13 protein-coding genes are annotated in these 16,036 nt (G+C 64.5%); 5 read left to right on the top strand and 8 right to left on the bottom strand.

Translation table 11 applies throughout. The annotated features are described in order from the left end of the window. Positions 1-96 precede the first annotated feature (96 nt). Positions 97-1,038, top strand: a complete 942-nt coding sequence (gene panB, locus LVJ94_19700; protein ID WXB09443.1) for a 3-methyl-2-oxobutanoate hydroxymethyltransferase — start codon at positions 97-99, stop codon at positions 1,036-1,038. Positions 1,039-1,225: 187 nt separating this feature from the next. On the opposite strand, the gene preA is transcribed toward panB, so the two are convergent. Continuing rightward, positions 1,226-2,572: an NAD-dependent dihydropyrimidine dehydrogenase subunit PreA gene (gene preA, locus LVJ94_19705; GenBank protein WXB09444.1), complete on the bottom strand. Its 1,347-nt coding sequence runs from the start codon at positions 2,570-2,572 to the stop codon at positions 1,226-1,228. A 23-nt stretch (positions 2,573-2,595) separates the two neighbouring features. Then, positions 2,596-3,882, bottom strand: a complete 1,287-nt coding sequence (locus tag LVJ94_19710) for an FAD-dependent oxidoreductase (GenBank protein ID WXB09445.1) — start codon at positions 3,880-3,882, stop codon at positions 2,596-2,598. Positions 3,883-3,966: 84 nt separating this feature from the next. Between LVJ94_19710 and hydA the strand changes: the two genes are divergently transcribed. Together hydA and LVJ94_19720 are read left to right on the top strand one after the other, a co-directional pair. Further along, entirely contained in the window at positions 3,967-5,373 is a 1,407-nt protein-coding gene (gene hydA / locus LVJ94_19715; GenBank protein ID WXB09446.1) for a dihydropyrimidinase, read from the top strand. A 143-nt stretch (positions 5,374-5,516) separates the two neighbouring features. Next, the gene (locus LVJ94_19720; protein ID WXB09447.1) at positions 5,517-6,821 is read left to right on the top strand and encodes a hypothetical protein; all 1,305 of its coding nucleotides are present in this window, start codon (positions 5,517-5,519) and stop codon (positions 6,819-6,821) included. 222 nt (positions 6,822-7,043) lie between these two features. On the opposite strand, the gene LVJ94_19725 is transcribed toward LVJ94_19720, so the two are convergent. The 4 genes from LVJ94_19725 to LVJ94_19740 all read right to left on the bottom strand — a co-directional run bounded on the left by LVJ94_19725 (position 7,044) and on the right by LVJ94_19740 (position 12,930). Further along, the gene (locus LVJ94_19725; protein WXB09448.1) at positions 7,044-7,907 is read right to left on the bottom strand and encodes an acyltransferase; all 864 of its coding nucleotides are present in this window, start codon (positions 7,905-7,907) and stop codon (positions 7,044-7,046) included. Between the two features lie 92 nt (positions 7,908-7,999). Beyond that, the gene (locus LVJ94_19730) at positions 8,000-10,087 is read right to left on the bottom strand and encodes a protein kinase (GenBank protein ID WXB09449.1); all 2,088 of its coding nucleotides are present in this window, start codon (positions 10,085-10,087) and stop codon (positions 8,000-8,002) included. Between the two features lie 13 nt (positions 10,088-10,100). Next, the gene (locus LVJ94_19735) at positions 10,101-11,564 is read right to left on the bottom strand and encodes a serine/threonine protein kinase (protein WXB09450.1); all 1,464 of its coding nucleotides are present in this window, start codon (positions 11,562-11,564) and stop codon (positions 10,101-10,103) included. 181 nt (positions 11,565-11,745) lie between these two features. After that, entirely contained in the window at positions 11,746-12,930 is a 1,185-nt protein-coding gene (locus LVJ94_19740) for a DUF2786 domain-containing protein (protein WXB09451.1), read from the bottom strand. Between the two features lie 86 nt (positions 12,931-13,016). Between LVJ94_19740 and LVJ94_19745 the strand changes: the two genes are divergently transcribed. Both LVJ94_19745 and LVJ94_19750 read left to right on the top strand, forming a co-directional pair. Next, a complete protein-coding gene (locus tag LVJ94_19745) occupies positions 13,017-13,520 on the top strand; it encodes a DUF6496 domain-containing protein (GenBank protein WXB09452.1) in 504 nt (167 codons plus the stop codon). A 61-nt stretch (positions 13,521-13,581) separates the two neighbouring features. Next, positions 13,582-14,148 carry a Uma2 family endonuclease gene (locus LVJ94_19750; GenBank protein ID WXB09453.1) on the top strand — a complete coding sequence of 189 codons (567 nt, stop codon included), beginning with the start codon at positions 13,582-13,584 and terminating at the stop codon, positions 14,146-14,148. A gap of 3 nt (positions 14,149-14,151) precedes the next feature. On the opposite strand, the gene LVJ94_19755 is transcribed toward LVJ94_19750, so the two are convergent. Then, the gene (locus tag LVJ94_19755; protein ID WXB09454.1) at positions 14,152-15,063 is read right to left on the bottom strand and encodes an SIMPL domain-containing protein; all 912 of its coding nucleotides are present in this window, start codon (positions 15,061-15,063) and stop codon (positions 14,152-14,154) included. 154 nt (positions 15,064-15,217) lie between these two features. Further along, positions 15,218-15,958 (bottom strand): formylglycine-generating enzyme family protein, encoded by a 741-nt coding sequence (locus tag LVJ94_19760; protein ID WXB09455.1) that lies wholly within the window; start codon positions 15,956-15,958, stop codon positions 15,218-15,220. Between the last annotated feature and the right edge of the window lie 78 nt (positions 15,959-16,036).

Here is a 16,036-nt window from a genome sequence, read left to right on the forward strand (position 1 = left end):
GGACGTTAGCACGAGGTGCCCCTCGACACGGTGAGGGAGCGACGCTACACCTCAAGTAGGCGTGGACCGATATAACCGGCCGCGACCGGGAGGAACATGTACTCGAACGCAGGGGCGCCGGGTAAGGCGACCGAGAAGAAGATCACCGTCCCCGATCTGCGCGGACGGAAGGTTTCCCAGGGCGGTGACGCCATCGCGATGGTGACGGCGTACGACTACACCATGGCGCGTCTCGTCGACGATGCCGGGGTGGACGCCATCCTGGTCGGTGACTCGCTGGGCATGGTGGTGCAGGGTCTTTCCAACACCATCCCCGTCACCTTGGAAGAGATCGCGTACCACGGGCGGGCGGTCCAGCGCGCCGGGGTGCGGGCGCACGTCGTCGGCGATCTGCCGTTCATGAGCTACCAAGTTTCCGTGGCGCAGGCTGTCGAGAGCAGCGGGCGCCTCATGAAAGAGGGCCTCTTCGAAAGCGTGAAGCTCGAGGGCGGCCTCGAATTCGCCGAGCATGTCTACCGGCTCGTGCGCTCCGGCATCCCCGTGATGGGCCACATCGGTTTGCTCCCGCAGACGGTGCACGCCCTGGGCGGCTTCAAGGTGCAGGGCAGGGGAGACGAGGCGGAGCAGAAGCTCATTGCCGACGCGCGCGCCATCGAGCAAGCCGGCGCCTACGCGATCGTGCTCGAGGCCATTCCGCCCGACGTTGCCGCCCGCGTGACCGCGGAAGTCGGCATCCCCACGATTGGCATCGGTGCCGGCGCCGCCTGTGACGGGCAAGTCCTCGTCTGTACCGACTTGCTCGGCCTCACGTCGGGCAAGGCTCCCAAGTTCGCCAAGCGCTTCACCAACCTGGGCGAGCAAGCCGTGCGCGCGGTGGCGGAGTACGTCGCCGAAGTACGCGAGGGCACGTTCCCGTCGGCGCAACACAGCTACAAACCGAACCGCGCCGCCGGCGAAAGATCGGTCATCGCCGCCAGCGACAGCCAAGACCGCCTCCACGCCTTCGACGAGCCCTTGGCGATCGATTTCTGGAACTGATCTCTCCGAGAGATTTGAACGGGAAGACGGGAAGGGCTGACGGCACGGACGTCGTGGAACGCTTTTTTTTAGGGTTTTCCGTTGGGCCATTGGGCCAACTGGAAACCCCAAAAAAAGCGTTCAGGGCTGCAGCGCGCCGTCAGTCCTTCCCGTCTTCCCGTCTTCCTGTAAATTCTCTAGCCGTTTCCTATTCGTGAATGCCGCCCGGGATCTTGTCGCGGCCTTCTTGCACGCGGCGGTTCCAGGTGTCGCCGGTTTCGGTGGCGGTTTCTTGCATGGTGATGCAGCCCGGGACGGGGCAGACGAGGGCGCATAGGTTGCAACCGACGCACTCGGGTTCGTCGACCCAGGGGACGCGGTCGCCGGCTACGGTGCCGAGGATTTGGGGGCGCGGGGCGGTGGCGGTGCCCGGGTAGTGGGCGTGGGGCGGGCGCTGTTGATCGTTGGGCCCCGTGAAAATGCACTGGTGGGCGCCGTCCTGGCAGGCGGCCACGCAGAGTTGGCAGCCGATGCACTTGTTTGCATCGATCTTCGCCACGATTTGGTAACCCAAATCGAGATCGCCCCACTCGCGGAAGCCCGGGATGGCTCGTCCCACGAGCTGGCGCACGCTCGTCATGCCCTGCTCGTCGAGGTAATTGGAAAGCCCGTCGATCATGTCCTCGACGATGCGGAATCCATAGTGCATCACCGCCGTGCAGACCTGCACGCTGGTGGAGCCCAAGGCGATGAATTCGGCGGCGTCGCGCCAATTCGAAATACCGCCAATACCGCTGATGGGGATCGTCACCTCCGGATCGCGCGCGAGCGATGCCACCATGTGCATCGCAATCGGCTTCACCGCCGGCCCGCAGTAGCCACCGTTCGTGGACGCATTGCCCACCCGCGGCTCCGGCACCAGGCGATTCAGATCCACGCCGATGATGCTCTTGATCGTGTTGATCAGCGAAAGCCCGTCGGCTCCGCCCTTCACCGCGGCGATGCCCGGATCCAAAATGTCGCCGATGTTCGGCGTGAGCTTCACCAGCACCGGCGTCTTCGCGAACTCCTTCGTCCACGCGGTGATCTCTTGAAGGAGCTTTGGCTCCTGGCCGACCGACGAGCCCATGCCGCGCTCGCACATGCCGTGCGGGCAGCCGAAGTTGAGCTCCAGCCCGTCCACGCCGGCGTCCTCACAGCGGCGGATGAGGACCTTCCAGTCTTCCTTCGTCTCGGTCATCAAGGAGGCGATGACCGCGTGCTTCGGGTAGCGCTTTTTCACCTCGCGGATCTCGCGGAGGTTCACCTCCAGGCCGCGATCGGTGATGAGCTCGATGTTGTTGAAGCCCATCACCTTCTGCCCGGCGTAGTCCACCGCGCCGAAGCGGCTCGACACGTTCACGATGGGATCGCCCAGTGTCTTCCACACCGCGCCGCCCCATCCCGCGTCGAAGGCGCGCATCACCTGCTCGCCGCTGTTCGCCGGCGGCGCCGACGCCAGCCAGAACGGGTTCGGACTCCGGATGCCCGCAAAATCGATGCTTAGATCCGCCATGATGTGCCCACGTCCCTCGCGACCTATTTCCAGGCCTGATTCAGGTACCGCGCCGTGTTTCGACCATCCGCCACGGCGTTCACCACTTCTTTGCCACCGTTGATGCAATCGCCGCCGCTGAACACTTTGGCGTTGCCCGTTGCTCCGTTGGCCGGGTCGGCCACGATGCATCCGCGTGCGTCGAGCTCCACCCCGGGGAACTCCGCCGCAATGGCATGCATCTTCGACTGCCCAATGGCCAGCGCCACCATGTCACAGGGCAGGACCTGCTCGGCACCGTCCACGGTGACCTTCAGCCCCGTAAGCTTGCCCTGCGCATCGCGCTCGAACGCCACCGGCGTCGCCCGGGTGACCAGGCGCACACCCTCTTTGCGTGCCCCCTCCATCTCGTGCGCGTACCCGCTCATGGACGCCGCGTCCCGCCGGTACACCATGGTCACTTCGGTCGCCCCCAGCAGTGCGCACTCACGCGCCACGTCGATGGCGGTGTTGCCTCCGCCGATGACCAGCACGCGTCCCAGCTTTCGCTCCGATGTCGGCGTGAGCTTCATCCGCTCGATCCACGCCGTGGCCCCGTAGACGCCGTCGCCGTCTTCGCCCGGGATGCGCAGCTTGGTGTCCTCGCCCAGGCCCACGCCCAGGTACACCGCGTCGTAGTCGCGAAGGAGATCTTTCCCGAACACGTCCTTGCCCAGCTCCATCCCGGTGGTGATCTCCACACCGAGCGCCTGCACCCACTCCACCTCGTGCAGGGCATCTTCCACGTGAAGCTTGTACGGCGCGATGCCCGTCGTATTGAGCCCGCCCGCAAAGGGACGCTTCTCGAAAATGACGGCCGCGTGTCCCTCGAGTGCCAAATAGCCCGCACACGCGAGCGACGCCGGCCCTGCACCGATGAGCGCCACCCTCTTTCCCGTGGGCGGTGCCGGCGTGAAAAGCACCGGTTTTCCCGCTTCCGTGGCCTTCTCCGTGGCGTAACGTTGAAGCCGCCCAATCTGGATGGGCTCCCGGTGCCATGCGTTGTACACGCAGGCGCCGACGCAGAGCACCTCCACCGGACAGACGCGCGCGCACGAATAGCCAAGCAGGTTTTGCTCGAAGATCGTTTTGGCGCTGCCCCGCACGTTGTCGGTCGCGATCTTCTTGATGAAGGTCGGAATGTCGATCTCGGTGGGGCACGCTTTGATGCAAGGCGCATCTTGGCAATACAGACAGCGGTCGGCCTCGGCCCTGGCTTCTGCTGCCGAATAGAGGGGCTTCTTGTCCTTGAGTTGCAGCTCGTCGCGTCGTTGCGGAAGTACGGATTTCACGGTGAAGGAGGCACTTTTACATTCGGGCATGAAGGGGTCAAGCTTCGCAGACGAGCTCGGTGCCGGCGTTGTATGATGGGCACCATGGGACGAACACTCATTCAAGGCGGTATTGTCGTCACGGCGGTCGATACCTACGAAGCGGATCTTGCTGTTGTCGATGGAAAGATAGCAGCTATTTTCGGCCCTGGCGCAGCGCCGGCCATCCAGTTCGATCGCATCCTCGACGCGAAAGGCAAATACGTCTTTCCGGGCGGCATCGATGCGCACACGCACTTGGACATGCCTTTTGGCGGCACGACCTCGAGCGACGATTTCGAGACCGGCACGCTCGCCGCTGCGCATGGAGGTACGACGAGCATCGTCGACTTTGCCATCCAGACGAAGGGCGATGCGCTCCGCAAAGGCATCGACACGTGGCACGCCAAGGCCGAGGGCAAGACCGCCATCGACTACGCGTTCCACATGATCATGACGGATGTGAACGAGTCCACGGCGGCCGAGATGGGCACCCTGGTCAATGAAGGTGTCACCTCGTTCAAACTCTTCATGGCGTATCCGGGTGTGCTCTACGCCGACGACGGGATGATCTTCCGCGCGATGCAGCGCGCCGGTGAGATCGGTGCGCTCATCTGCATGCACGCGGAAAACGGAATACCGATCGACATCCTCATTTCCCAAGCCCTCGCGAAAGGGCACACCGCGCCCAAGTACCACACGATCACGCGCCCGCAGATTGCCGAAGCGGAGGGGACGCACCGGGCCATCTGCCTGGCCGAGATGGCTGGCTCACCGGTCTACATCGTGCACCTATCGGCCGAGAGGGCCTTGAAGCAAGTGGTCGAGGCGCGCGATCGAGGTCTGCCGGTGTACGCCGAAACCTGCCCGCAATACCTTTTCTGCTCCGCGGACGATCTCGCACGGACGGAGGGTGAATATGGAGCGTTCGAGGGGGCCAAGTTCGTTTGCACACCACCGCTTCGGCCGAAGGAGATGCAAGAAGACCTCTGGCGAGGGCTGCGCACCAACGATTTGCAAGTGGTTTCGACCGACCACTGTCCGTTTTGCATGAAGGGCCAGAAAGAGCTCGGGCGCGACTCGTTCGCCAAGGTGCCCAACGGCATGCCCGGTATCGAAACGCGCCTTTACCTCTTGTGGGATGGCGGTGTCCGCACCGGTCGCATCTCCATGAACCGCTTCGTCGAGATCACCAGCACCGCCCCCGCAAAAATTTTCGGCCTTTACCCGCGGAAAGGTACCATCGCGGTTGGGGCAGACGCCGACCTTGTGGTGTGGGATCCCGAAAAGAAGCATGTCCTCAGCCAGAAGACGTTGCACATGCGGGTCGACTACTCCCCCTTCGAAGGCCAGGAAGTCACAGGCGGTCCTTCATATGTTCTTTCCCGCGGCAACGTGATAGTTGAGGACGGAAAGTACGTCGGAAAGAGGGGGGACGGACGATTCATTAAGCGATCAACCTTCGGATTGTGATACCCGCCCGGCGGCTTCCTTGATTTTTCGGTGAGGCCCCGCGAACACGAGTTAGGCGGGGTCTCGCCGGAGAAAGTCAGTTTCCGACCAGCGCAGTTCTTCCAGTTCAACAACCGGATCCAATCTTCCAGAAGGGCACACCCATGGCACGCTCGATTCTTTGGAAAGCCTCGTCTTTGTCGATTCTCGTTTGCGGGCTCGCAGCCCCCGCCCTGATGAACTGTGGCGGCAAAGCACCGGGCGGCGCCCCGGGCGGGTTGACCAGCGGCATCCCGGGAGCGGGAGGCGGCTGCCCGGATTTGGGCAGCGCGGAAGCGGTGGCAAAGGTCGACTTCGTCGACCAGTTCAAGGTGAGCGCGGAGAACGGAGCCAAGCTCAAGGCGGGTCTGCAGGCCTCGGCCGAGATTCAAGCGTTCAGCGCGAAGCTCGACGCGGACCTCAAGGCCGCGTGCGGCGGTCTCGCGAAGGACCTCGGCGTGACGGGCGACTTCAAGTCCGGCGAGGATTCGTGCAAAGCCGCCGCCGAGGCGATGAAGGGCGCGCGGGCGAAGTTCGGCGCGAAGGCCAAGCTGCAGATCGACACCACGCCCCCGCGTTGCGAAGCCTCGATGAACATGGTGGCCGACTGCGCTGCCAAGTGCGACGCGAGCGTGACGCCCGGCAGCGCCAAGGTGGAGTGCGAGCCCGGTAAGCTCTCCGGCTCGTGCTCGGCCGAGTGCTCCGGCTCGTGCGAGATGAAGGGCGCCGCCAAGTGCGACGGCACCTGCTCGGGCAGCTGCGAGGCGAGCTTCAAGGGCGCTTGCGGCGGCACCTGCGACGGCAAGTGCGACGGCAAGACGTCGAAGGGCGCGACCTGCAACGGCACCTGCGAAGGCACCTGCTCGGCGAACGCCAAGGGCAGCTGCGGCGGCAAGTGCAACGGCTCGTGCGAGCTCAAGGCGAAGGCCAAGTGCGAAGGCACCTGCACCGGTAGCTGCACCGCCGAGTTCAAGGAGCCGAAGTGCACGGGCGAGGTGACGCCGCCCAAGATGAGCGCCGAGTGCAAGGCTCACTGCGACGCCGAGATCAGCGGCAAGCTGGAATGCAAGCCGGCCCAGGTCATCGTCCGCGTCGAGGGCTCGGCCGATGCGTCGGCCGCGGCGAACTACAAGGCCGCGCTCGAGAAGGCGCTCCCGGCCATCCTCGTCATCGCCGAGGGCCAGGCCAAGCAAGCCAACAAGACGGCCGCCAACGTCAGCGTCGTCATCGAAGGCCTGCAGGGCAGCATCCAGGGCATGGCCAGCGGCGGCGTTGCTGCCGGCGCCAAGCTCGCCGGTTGCGTGGCCGCCCCCTTCAAGGGCGCCATCGACGCCGCCGCCAGCGTGAAGGCCGACGTCAAGGTCTCCGTCGACGTCAAGGCCAGCGCCTCGGCCAGCGGCAGCGCCTCCGGCTCCGGCAAAACCGGCTGATTCCGCGGTAGCCTGAAATGAAACGAGCCGAGTGCTGCGAAGCACTCGGCTCGTTTTGCTTTGTGAGAAACAAAGGAAGAAGGAACCGCCAGGACGCCAGGGTCGCCAGGGGGAAACGGCTGTTTTTTTTGTTTTTGGGAAACAACAAAAACCAAAAACCAGGGGCCAGATTCGGTTCAATCTGGCGACCCTGGCGTCCTGGCGGTTTCCTCTTCTGCGGTTCTAAATCTTGGTCATGTCGCCGTACGTTTCTGGGCGGCGGTCGCGGTAGAATTGCCAGGTCTTGCGGACTTCTTCGATTTGGTCGAGGTCCGTGACGGCGGTGATGAGTTCGTCCTTGTCCTCGGAGGCCGTGGCGAGGAAGTTGCCGCGCGGGTCGACGATGTAGCTCGTGCCGTAGAAGCGGCCGATGTTCCACGGGGCTTCCGTGCCGACGCGGTTCGAGGCGGCGAGGAAGTACCCGTTGGCGACGGCGTGGGCCGGTTGCTCGAGCTTCCAGAGGTACTGCGAGAGGCCGGCGACGGTGGCCGACGGGTTGAACACGATTTCGGCGCCGTTGAGGCCGAGAAGGCGCGCGCCCTCGGGGAAGTGGCGGTCGTAGCAGATGTACACGCCCACCTTGCCGAAGCGCGTGTTGAAGACCGGGTATCCCAAGTTGCCCGGCTTGAAGAAGTACTTCTCCCAGAAGCCGTTGGTGTGCGGGATGTGGTTCTTGCGGTACTTGCCCAGGTACGTACCGTCCGCGTCGATGACCGCGGCCGTGTTGTAATAGACGCCCGGCAGATCGCGCTCGTAGATGGGCACCACGATGGCCATGCCGTACTTCTTCGCGTAGCCGGCGAGCAGCTCCGTCGTCGGTCCCGGACAGCCCTCGGCCGCGTCGTACCACTTCGGATCCTGGCTCGGGCAGAAGTACGGGCCGTTGAAGATCTCCTGCAGCCCGAGGATCTGAACGCCACTCTTGCCCGCCTCGTCGATGAGGGGGAGGTGACGCTCCAGCGCGTCTTTCTTGATGCGCGCGATGTCCCACGCCGGGTCGAACGGCGTCGCCATTTGAATCAAACCGACTTTGACGTTTCTCGGCATGTCTTCTCCTACTGTGCTCGTCGCTCTCGTGTTTTCGAGGGCACGAGCATCCGACAAAGCCACTTTCCCGTAAAGCCCGGAAAGTCGCGGACTTACTTCTTCTTGCGCCGGAAGGCCGCGAGCAGCGAAAGCCACATCCATCGCAGCCGATTGCCGAATCTATCGAGGGAGCGCAAAAGTGCACCACGCCCCCCGCTCGCCCGGGCCATGCGCGCGAGGTTTTGCGGCCTGGCCATTGGGTGGACACCGAAGACGGTGTAAAGATCGATGAGCTCCTGCACCAAATCGCTGATGCCGCGCGTATCCAGATCGTGCGCTTGGCAGTAGCTATCCGGCTTGTTGCGGATCATGCACTTGGCGATGATGCGCATCACGTTGTTCTCGATGAGCTCTCCATTGCCATCGAGGTAATGCTTGTACGAAAAGAACCGGTCCGCCGGCGCCACGTCCGCGGCCTCGCCGGACTTGGGCGCGCGCATCGAATTGATGACCGAATATTCGTGCGCCAGGTACCCCTCGATGGTGTTGTTCTCGTCGGGGCGCTCGTATTCGATGAACTTGTGGAAGTTGTCGTAAAGCGTTTTCGGATTCGCGTAGGCGCCAGATATTAGATAATAAAATAAGGCGCCGAGCGAATAGATGTCCGCCGGCCGGCCGACGCTCTTCAAAATCTTGGCCCGCACGTTCGACTCGCTCGACTCGCGCCAGGGGCGGCTCAGCAAAATCTTCTTCTTCGCGCGGTCGGCGTACAAAATTGGATATTGCTCACCGCGATTGAACAGCGAAAAGGTGTCGTTCTTCGCGATTTGAATATAGAAATCTTCGAAGTATTCCACTTCGGGCGAGCCGGTGGTCACGTTCACCAAGAGCTCGATGACGTTGGTTTCCTGCTCGGGGCTCTGGAAGAAGAGGGTGCCGGGCACGCTCTTCATACGGGTCATCCCGATGCTCAGTTCTTCGTCCTGCACCTTGGCCACGTTGAAGTCGGCCAGGCGCACCTCCAAGGTCGAACCGCGCAGATTCACGTCGGGCAGGCCGATGAGGATGTTCGCCGGCTTGATGTCGCGGTGGCTGATGTTCTTGATCAGGTGCGCGAACTCCACGGCGCTGGCGATGGGAATCATGTAATCGAGCACGCGAAAGACGCGCTCGTTCATGCTGCACGCGAGAAGGTCGTCCTGCTCGCCTTTGGAGCGTGAGCCCTTGAGGCGCTCCTCGAGCGACATTTGCAGCTTCTCGAGGATGACGAATTCGCTCTCCACCTTGTCGCGGATGGACGCCGGCAGAAACTCCGGATCTTCCCCCTCGCCGGACGCGAAAAGCTCGACGATGGAAGGGTGGCCCTGCACGCGCTCGAGCAGCTCTTTCTCGAGCTGGAAGCGCATCAAGTCTTCGTCGCTCACGCCCTTTTGCAGAACCTTGATGACCACCTGGCGACGAAAATCCGTCTTCGAATCGAGCCAGCGCTCCTCGCCCAAGTACACCTTGCCGAAGCGGCCCGACCCGATTTCGATGGGGTTGCCATTGGCATCGAGCACGAAGGCATAGGCACGTCCGCGAACGACGTGGGCATGGGCGGCGCGGAATTGCTGCGGGGCGTGCGCGTGCACGCCGATGCCCGCCGCCGGTCCCGGCACCACCGGAGCTGGGGGCGCGGCGTAGGCGACGCCACCGGGGCCAGCCTGCTGCACGAATTGCTCGGGCGCGCCCCACTCGGGCTTGACCCCGCTCTCGCGCGGGCTGCCACCCCATCCGGGGGTCACCGTGGCCGCCGGAGAATACGACGGCGGTGCGCCGGCGTGACCGGGCGGAGCATTTGGCGAGCCGGGCGACATGGGCGTGGTGATGTAAGCCCCCGACGACGACGGAGTGACACTCTGGGGAGCGTGCGCGGGGCGCGGCGGCTCGGCAGGCATGCCCGCGGCCGGGCGCGGCCCCGGTGCAACCGGCGGCGCGTTCTGCGCGATAGCGCCAGTCATCAACGCCTGGTGCAGAGGGTTCTGCGGCGAGAAGGGGGTCGTTGGGGTGTTGGGCCGTTGGAAACCTGCGCGTCGCGGCGCTTGGTGCGGCGCCGGAGCTCCAGCCGCCTCGGGCTCCGCGCCCGCGCCTTGCTTGGATTCCGAAGGCGCGGGATTCGCGGGTTTCTGCGGCGGCACGGGCGGCGCGTTCCTTTGGCTCACGAACGAGGATCTCCTAATTCTTCCGACACAGGATGATCGCATCCCGCTCGGAGCCCAAGAACAGGGCCACCGATTGGGTCGCTTGGGAAGAGGCTATCATCATCTCGCCTCCGTCTAGGTGAAAGACGCGACCCCCGTCAGGTCCTGTCGCCGCTTGGCCGAATGTCCAAGCGAGGGTCCCAAGCTCCTCCCACGCGGTCGAAACGAAGTGCGCCGTCCCGTCGGAATCCGTGGCGATGGCCGGGGTGGGCCGCCCCGTCGGGCTGCGAATGAAGCAGTTCAACCCTTTGATATTGATGCGGAAATTGCCCTGCGAGGGAAGGAACGATATGCGAAAGCGGACGTCCGTTCCCTTGGGGCTGGGGAATGTCAAATCGAGTTTCTCGTCGACGTCCACGAGGCGCGCACGGGCAGGCCCGGCGGCGACTTTGCGCTCCGGGGCTGGAACACTGGCCACCTCCTGCATGGCAGGCACGGCGAATTCGACGGACATCGTGATGTCCGCGCGCGGTTTTTTCCAGGGAAATGCCGCGGGCGGGCGCGCAGGGCGAGCTCCGATGAGCGTACGGCGCAAGGCATCGAAAAAGGTGAGCGAGCTCCGGTAACGCTTCTCCGGAAAGGCGCTCAGGGCCTTCAGCAGCGCCTTGCGGGTGGCATCGGAGAACTCCATTTGCCCGAGAAGGCGTGTGACCAGATCGTCACCACGGATGCGATCGGTGAACGTGCCGCGCACATCGTTGCCCTCGAAAATGGGACGTCCTGCGAGCATGTACACGGCGACGAGGCCCAGGGCGTAAATATCCGTTTCGGGTCCCTGCGGTGAGCCGGCGAGCTGCTCGGGGGAGGCCCAGCGCGGCGAAAACAAGGTGACCGCACTCACTTGGTCGTTCGTCTCGTCCTCGAATCCGCCGGGCACCAGATCTTGCCCGCCGTTGTCGGCGGTGCGGCCCATTTTGGCGCGCTTGACCACGTTCGAGTGCGCAATGCCGAAATCGGCCAGCTTCGGCATGAGGTAGTCGCCGACGCGCGCAAACAGGATGTTCGATGGCTTGATGTCGCGGTGGATGATCTTGTGCTGGTGCGCTTCGCCGACGGCACCGCAAATGCGCTCGAGGATGGCCGCGGTTTCTTCGGAGTCGCACGCGCCGCGCGAACGAACGTGCTGCTCGAGATTTCCGCCGTCGAGAAATTCGCTGATTTGAAAGGGCCGGCCGCTCTGCGCGAGGTAGCCAAAGTCGTAGATGCGCAGCGTGTTCGGGTGCATGAGGCGCGAGAGCGTCAGCGCCTCCTGCAGGAAGTGCGAATACGTCGCTTGGTAGACGCTGCGGCCGCTGGTGCTTCCGGAGCCCTCCAGTTCGAGGCGGAGCAGTTTGACGCAGACGACGCGATCGAGCCGTTCATCCATCGCGCGATAGATGGACGCCATGCCGCCGCTGCCGATGCGATCGATGATGGTGTATCGATCGAGTAAGCGCATCCCTTCCGGGAGCTCGGTTGAGTCGACTTGCGGTGCCAAGTGTTCCAGTAGCCTACCTCCACAGCGCCTTCACCGCGAGCTTCGTAAAAATCAATCGGCGCTGCCCGGGCAGGATTACCTCATCTCACCCGCCATCTCGCTCCCAACTCGTTTCCATCTCGCCGCATCCTCGTCATGCTCGTCATCGCGCTTTCGGCGGAAGTAGCCCCACCGCGCGGCCCGAAAGCTTCGACGAGGAGGCCGATGGAGCGGCCTCCACACCACGTCGCAACACGATGCGTCGTCCGGCTTCGCGGCCGTGGGTGAAGGACTCGTTCTTCCGCGTGCCCGTGTAGCGCACGTTGCGCACGTACGGATGGCGCCGCCGGAAGTAGCCATGGAGGTCCCCGTCCTTGATCCAGACGAGGCCCTCTTCCTTGTGCACCGTCGACTCGCGGGCGAGCTTGTCGGCGAAGCCGGCCATGACGCCGGAGAGGAAGGTGCGACGGTCGCGGTTGCTGCGGATGCCGTAGTTGCGGCGGTGCTCCTCCCAGAGTCGCTCGGAGGTGTGCGTGAGAAAGGCGTGTACGTACTCCGCGATGGCCAGGTTCGAGAGGGTGCCGCAGATCTCGAGGACGCTGCCGCGCTTTCCCTCGGCGGGGCGGTAAACGGGGACCCAGATCACCTCGACGAAGAAGAACCGGCCGAGCAGCATGGCGAGGATGCGGTCGCTCTCGCCGACGCGCCCCGAGGGCTTTCCCACGTGGCGAAAGCCATAGTCGCGTGGGATGGCGCGCGACTCCAAGTTGTACTTGAGCATCAGTCGCTGCGCGGCCAACGTCGCAGCCTCCGCCTCGTGCACGTTGGGGCTCTCGGCGAGGGCGAGCAGGCGCGCGATGCGTTCGACGACGCGCGCCTCGCGGTCGTCGGCGAAGCTTTGGCCCCAGGCACCCGTGCCTCCCGTGCCTCCGTCGCTCGACGAGGTGGGCATGCCTGCGGCCTTCGCGTCGATGCCATGGCGGCGGCACGTCTCGCGGAAGGCGGGGCCGTGCGGCGTTTCGTCCGAGGCCCCGAGGACCTCCGAGACGTATTGGTGGGCCATCTCGTGCTTGAGAACCTCGACCACGATGCCCCACGGCTGGGAGAGCAGCAGGGGGCGCGAGATCTCGAGGGTGCGCGTGGCGTGCGACCAACGCCCGAGCACGGATTGCGATCGCGTCAGCTCGATGGTCGGCGCGGCGAGGGCATCACCAAAGTAGGAAGCGTTGATCTGCTTCCACACGGCAAAGAGCTCGCGCACCAACGCCGTTTCGAGCTTCGCCGATAATTCGGCGTTCGCCTGGTTAGCGTGATTCGCGTGGTTGGCATTGGATTCGGGGGAGGGCACCGGCGTCCGATCTTGATGAACGGATGTGTCCCGTCAAGTGCTGCCCGGCATGGTGAATGCACTTTCCGGAGGAAAAGGAGAAGGTCATGCCGAGAAAGTCCACGGTTGCAAAGGCACGCCAGGCGAAACGCGAAGGGAAGGCGCCGACGACGCAAGCGGGTGAGTTCGTTCACGAGGAGATCGAGCACGTCCGCGAAGGCAAACACGGCGCACGCTCGGCGAAGCAAGCCATTGCCATCGGTCTCAGCAAAGCGCGGCGCGCCGGGGTGAAGGTGCCGGCCAAGGCCAAGAAGGGTGGGTCGAAACGCACCGCCGCAAAACGCAGCACCGCCAAGCGGACCACACCGAAGCGCAGCACCGCCAAGCGAGCCACCCCGAAACGCACCTCGCGCGCACGCTCGCTGGCCACGACGCGCGCCTTGAAGCGTGAGGGAAAGCGCGCAGCCTCCAAGGGCGCACTGTCACGCCAAGCACGCAGCGCCGCCCGCGCCCGCGGCCAGAAGACGCACGCGCCGAAAACGTCGAAGCGTCCCGTGCGTCGCACGCGTTCCACGGCGAAGCGAACGAGCCGTTCGAAGCGCGCGTCTTAGCGCACCGGTGCAAATTGCCCCGTCCGATGCGCCCCGCGCAAACGGTGCTAGATAGGACGGCGTGCAGACGTACATCCTCGAACATGCCACGCCCCGACGATTCGCCCGTGCGGAATACGATCGGATGCTGGAGCTCGGGTTCTTCCGCGGAGAACATGTCGAGCTCATTCGCGGGACACTCCTGCAGATGGCCCCCACGGGCCCGCAGCACGCGAGTCGGGTGACGGCGCTCATGGAGGCGTTCGTGCCGCCGCTGCTCAATCGGGCCACGGTGCGCGTGCAGCAGCCGTTCGTCGCGCACGACGAGTCGGAGCCGGCGCCGGACGTGGCGCTCGTTCCATTCGGCCCGTACGCGGGTATGCACCCCGAGCGCGCCTTTCTCGTCGTCGAGGTGGCCGATTCGTCGCTCGAGTACGACCGCACGACGAAGGCGGCGCTCTACGCGGAATCCGGCGTCGACGAGTACTGGATCGTCAACCTGCGCGACGGTGCGGTGGAAGTGCACGGAGCGCCCACGGATGGCCGGTATGCGCGCATCGAACGCGTCACCAAGGGAGCGATGTTGGCTCCCTTGGCGTTTCCCGACGCGGTGGTTCCGCTCGACCGGCTCTTTCCGCCGGCCGGGTAGTCCTTACTTCTTGATCGCGTAGACGACCTGGATCTGGCCGTGGAAGGTCATTTCGCCGGCTTCGACCGGCGTATTGACAGAGGACTCGGCCTTGGCGGCGGCGTACGGCATGGGCGGGGGCATGTCGCGACCGGAGACGACCTCGCTCACCGAGACGATGGAGCCGATTTCGACCCCGCTCAACTTGGCGAGGGCTTCGGCGCGCGTGCGCGCATCGGCCACGGCCTTTTGGCGGAGCTCGCCCTCGACGGCGTCCTTCTTCTCGAGCTCGAAGTTGATGCCCCAAATGTTGTTCGACCCTGCGCCGGCGGCGGAGTCGATCACCGTCCCAACTTTCGTGACGTCGCGAACGACGATCTGGACGTTGTTACTCACCAAGTAGAAGCCTGCGGGGCCCGTTTTGGCGGGCGGCGGGGGCGGTACGCTCTTCGCGCCGGGCGCGGGCAACGTGCGCGGTCCTTTGCCTGCAGCGGCGACGCCGGGCTTGCCCGCAGCGGCGCTAGCCTGGGGCGCGGGCGCCGGTGCGATCTCCGGCACGCCGGCACCACCGAGGTAAGGCTGCGGGGGCAGGGGGAGATCGCGTTCGAAGCGAACATTGAAGTTGCTCGTTTGAATATCCTTCTCGGCAATGCCGACCCGCTTCAGGGCGGCGACGAGCTGGCTCATTTGCGAAGCATTGCGCTGCATCGCTTCCGTGACCGTGGGGGCGCGCTCTTCGACACCAAGATTGATGTACGCGATATCCGGTTTGGCATGCGCTTCGGAATGGCCGACGACCAGAATGGACGGCGGCGAGGAGGGCGATGCGGCCCCGGCGCCTTCGCTGTTATTTGCACAGCCGGCGGCGAGCGCGAGCGTGGTCGCAGCGAGACCAATTTTGGCCAACATCGAGAACGAGCGCGTGAAAAGAGGCATGTGAGGATCTCCGGTCAGGACCTGTCTTGGACGGCGCAGTCCTTTTACATCAACTGCACTTACCCGAACGCGATTCTCAGCCCCGTCTTACAGTTGGGTTTCTCGAAAAAGCAGAAGGTGAATGGCCGCGTCGGTCTCGTCCGCTCGGCTGGCTTCATTCGGTGTCGCTGCAGCAGCGGAATCCCGTTTGATAGAAGGAGAAGTGCTCGTCGTGCGCGCGGGTCACGACGCGACAGCGGTTACGCACCGGGCCCCAATAGCCGCCCATGGACGAGGAGGCATGCCCCGACGCGCGCCCGTCGACCCATTCGTCGACATTGCCCGTCATGTCGAAGACGCCGAATGGACTCGCACACCGCGGACGGCTTCCCGACGGCTCGCGCTGATCGATGGGCGTGCGCCAATGCGCCGGTGCCGAGCGCCCCGTCGGGCTTCCCGGCGGACGAAGCGGCGCATCGATGTGGCACGCCGACGCATCGCGCGTGTGGCCGTAGGGGTAGGGGAGGATCTTGTCGCCTTCGCACGCGAGCATCCATTCCTCCGCGGTGCACAGGCGTTTGCCTCGGCCCGCGCAGAGTTTCTCGGCCCGCGGCCACGTGATGTCCACCATGGGCAACTCGCCGGCGCGCCCCGGGTACTCGTAGCGGTCCATGTAGAAGGCCATGTGGCGCGTCTTCGTTTTGCACACGCTGGGGGCGAATTCGGCGCAGCGCAGGGGTTCGGCGCTTTTGACCTCGTCCGTGTTGGGCAACCAACGCAGGCAGTGCTGCTCGATCTGCGGGCAGAACTCGCCCTCGATGCGAACGGCCTCGACGGGTTTCCGCTGCGGTGCCGTTCGAGGGAAAAACGGCAGGGCCACGAAGGCGACCCCAAGCATGCTCTTCCACCGAGTCACGAGCGGCATTCTTCCGTTACTTTGTCCCGGCACGCGGAAGAAAGCCACTTTGATCGAGCAAGCGAGCACGGCGTGGTG

The sequence above is a fragment of the Sorangiineae bacterium MSr11367 genome, from assembly GCA_037157805.1.
Lineage (GTDB): Bacteria > Myxococcota_A > Polyangia > Polyangiales > Polyangiaceae > Pendulispora > Pendulispora rubella.

Coding starts and splice junctions, on each gene's coding strand:
- panB (WXB09443.1), top strand. CDS start 97: ATGTACTCGAACGCAGGGGCGCCGGGTAAGGCGACCGAGAAGAAGATC.
- preA (WXB09444.1), bottom strand. CDS start 2,572: ATGGCGGATCTAAGCATCGATTTTGCGGGCATCCGGAGTCCGAACCCG.
- hydA (WXB09446.1), top strand. CDS start 3,967: ATGGGACGAACACTCATTCAAGGCGGTATTGTCGTCACGGCGGTCGAT.
- LVJ94_19720 (WXB09447.1), top strand. CDS start 5,517: ATGGCACGCTCGATTCTTTGGAAAGCCTCGTCTTTGTCGATTCTCGTT.
- LVJ94_19725 (WXB09448.1), bottom strand. CDS start 7,907: ATGCCGAGAAACGTCAAAGTCGGTTTGATTCAAATGGCGACGCCGTTC.
- LVJ94_19735 (WXB09450.1), bottom strand. CDS start 11,564: ATGCGCTTACTCGATCGATACACCATCATCGATCGCATCGGCAGCGGC.
- LVJ94_19745 (WXB09452.1), top strand. CDS start 13,017: ATGCCGAGAAAGTCCACGGTTGCAAAGGCACGCCAGGCGAAACGCGAA.
- LVJ94_19755 (WXB09454.1), bottom strand. CDS start 15,063: ATGCCTCTTTTCACGCGCTCGTTCTCGATGTTGGCCAAAATTGGTCTC.